At 45.4% G+C, this 2767-nt stretch carries 4 protein-coding genes; 3 read left to right on the forward strand and 1 reads right to left on the reverse strand.

Annotated features, from left to right (window positions below):
- Both ACTHMC_RS21105 and ACTHMC_RS21110 read left to right on the forward strand, forming a co-directional pair.
- Positions 1-579 (forward strand): sensor histidine kinase (locus ACTHMC_RS21105; RefSeq protein ID WP_440416155.1); only part of this gene is annotated, 579 nt, incomplete at its 5' end.
- Between the two features lies 1 nt (position 580).
- Positions 581-1336, forward strand: coding sequence for a LytR/AlgR family response regulator transcription factor (locus ACTHMC_RS21110; protein WP_440416156.1), 756 nt, complete (start codon positions 581-583; stop codon positions 1334-1336).
- A 104-nt stretch (positions 1337-1440) separates the two neighbouring features.
- Here the strand turns inward: ACTHMC_RS21110 and ACTHMC_RS21115 are convergent, their stop codons facing one another.
- Positions 1441-1842: a hypothetical protein gene (locus ACTHMC_RS21115; RefSeq protein WP_440416157.1), complete on the reverse strand. Its 402-nt coding sequence runs from the start codon at positions 1840-1842 to the stop codon at positions 1441-1443.
- 138 nt (positions 1843-1980) lie between these two features.
- On the opposite strand from ACTHMC_RS21115, the gene ACTHMC_RS21120 reads away from it, so the two are divergent.
- Positions 1981-2655 carry a DUF5606 family protein gene (locus tag ACTHMC_RS21120; RefSeq protein ID WP_440416159.1) on the forward strand — a complete coding sequence of 225 codons (675 nt, stop codon included), beginning with the start codon at positions 1981-1983 and terminating at the stop codon, positions 2653-2655.
- The last annotated feature ends 112 nt before the right edge of the window (positions 2656-2767 follow it).

The raw sequence follows: 2767 nt of genomic DNA on the forward strand, positions 1-2767 counted from the left end.
CTGGAACAGGCAAAAGCCGAAGCTGAACTGGAAGCCCTCCGTAACCAGATAGATCCGCATTTCATTTTCAATTCTCTCAATACACTCTCTCACCTCATCGAGGAAAAGCCGCAAAAGGCCCGCCAGTTCAACGATAACCTTGCAGATGTGTACAGATACATCCTTCAGAGCAAGAAAAGAGAATTAGTATTGCTTCGCGAAGAATTGAGTTTTCTGAATGATTATTTTTACCTGCTGCAAATCCGTTTCGAGAACGCGGTTCAATTACAGATCGGCATCCCCGAAGGTTTGCATGATCAGTACCTGATCCCTCCCATCTCATTGCAGGTGCTGGCTGAAAATGCCATCAAACACAATGAGTTTTCCGTATCCGCTCCATTGATAGTGGATGTTAACCTGCAGCACGGATGGCTGATAGTGAAAAATCCCATCAGGAGGAAAGTGCTGAGAAAGCCTTCCTCCCGGATCGGGCTGGCCAACCTGCAGGATCGGTATAAACTGACCACCAGCCGCGACATAATTATTACGGAAGAGGAAGAGAATTTTGTTGTGCGGCTGCCGGTCCTCAAAATCACATGATATGACAGTCATCATTGTTGAAGACGAAAAACCTGCGGCTGAAAAGCTGATCAAGTCACTGGCTGCCATCGATCCCGGTATCCAGGTGGCTGCTGTGTTGCCAAGCGTAAAGGATACGGTGAGCTGGTTGCACCAGAACCCTGTGCCGGAGCTGATCTTCATGGATATCGAGCTTACGGACGGACTTTCTTTCCGTGTGTTTGAGAAAGTGAATATCAGCTGCCCTGTTATTTTTGTAACCGCCTATGATGAATACTGGCAGGAAGCCTTCGAACATAACAGTATCGACTACCTGCTGAAACCTGTAAAACAGGAAAAGCTGGAAGCTGCACTGAAGAAGCATGATAAAGTGAAACAATACTTCACCGCCAATTATCAGTCCGTCATGAACTGGCCCAATACCAATCCGGCCGGTAGTTTCAAAAAAAGATTCCTGGTAAAAAGAGGAACGGATTACCAGAGCATCCGCACGGAAGACATCGCTTATTTCTATGCAGCACACAAACTGGTATGCATGGTGGATAGTAAAGGTCAGAAGTTCATTCTTGATCAGTCACTCAGCGATATCGAAGGGCAGCTGGATCCCGCCATGTTCTACCGGGTGAACAGGAAATACCTGCTCAATATGAGCGCTATCAAGCGGATCAAGTCCTATCCGAAAAGTAAACTATTGCTGGAAGTGGAGCCTCCCCTGCACGAAGAAGTGATCATCAGCCAGGAGAACGTGAGTGCTTTCAAATCCTGGATGGGTCAATAAAAAAGCCTACCGGCATCTAACCCGGTAGGCAACGTAGGGAATGTGTACGGATCAAAAAATGCGTGAATTAAGAACCGGGCTGGTTCTCTTAAAATTCGTGTTGCTTACTGACGCTGACCGCCGCCGGGACCACCAGGACCACGTTGTGGTCTCAGGGAAGGCTCGATCTCATCTTTCCATTTCTTGTACTGTGCCTCGTTGAAGATCTTCTTGAGCTTCTCATCACGGTCTTCGTTCAGCTTCATCATTTTTTCGCGCATCTGGTTGCGGTCTCCATTGCTGCTGCGCATTTCTTCAAACATCTTATCACGGGATTTGAAGTAATCCGTAAAAGCGGTATCGGCTTTTACTGTCTGGTCCTTATCCAGTTTCAGGTCGGCAAGCTTTTCCTTTACCAGTTTTACATTCTCTTCAACGGTGCGGCGTTGCATACCGCCACCCTGCGCCTGAACAGCTGCTGTGCAGGTCAGAACAACCGTTGCCAGCAGGAAAATGATCTTTTTCATGAGAAAGAATTATTTGTTTGAATAGATGGTATCTGCCTAATTGGATGCCGGTACACCGGAAAACCTGCGCCGGGTATAATTTTTGCCGCATCCACAAATCGGATTATCTTGCATATCCTTTAAAAACATGGATTGAATATGGAATATGGAAAAATCGTATCGGTAACTGGGTTACCCGGATTGTTTGAATTAGTAAGCAGCAAAAATGACGGGGCCATCGTACGGTCGCTGGAAGACAAATCCACAAAGTTTGTATCCAGCAGAATCCACAATTTTTCACACCTGGAAAGCATTGAGATTTATACCGTGCGAGATAATGTTAACCTGGTTGACGTATTCACTGCCATGGGTAGCCATAGCGATAAGCTGCCTGACGGCAAAGACGCTTCCTTAGTTAAAAAATATTTTGAGAAAGTATTTCCGGATCTGGACTTCGAGCGCGTGTATACCAGCGATATGAAGAAGATCGTTAAATGGTATTCCATCCTGAAAGCTGCTGACGTGGAAATCAAACTCAGGGAGTTTGAAGAAGAAGCAGAAGAAGCTCCCACTGAAGAAGTAGCTGAAAAACCAGCTAAAAAAGCCAAAAAAGAGGAAGTTGAGGCCGAAGAAAAGCCAAAAACAGCCAAAAAGAAGGCGGAAACCGCTGAAGAAGCCGGCGAAGAAAAAGAGGAAAAGCCTAAAAAGAAAGCTGCTCCAAAAGCTAAGAAAGAAGAAGCCGAAGGAGAAGAAAAACCAAAGGCCGCTCCAAAGAAAAAAGCCGCTCCTGCCGCTGAAAAAGGCGAAAAAGCAGAGAAAAAGCCTAAAAAATAATGTTAATAGCTCATTAGCACACAAACTCCAGGAAACATATTCTCCTGGAGTTTGTAGTTTTAATACATTAATTTATTCCTATGCAGTTTAGCGCAGATATTAAAAAGCTACC

This window comes from Pseudobacter sp., from assembly GCF_051955275.1.
GTDB lineage: Bacteria > Bacteroidota > Bacteroidia > Chitinophagales > Chitinophagaceae > Pseudobacter.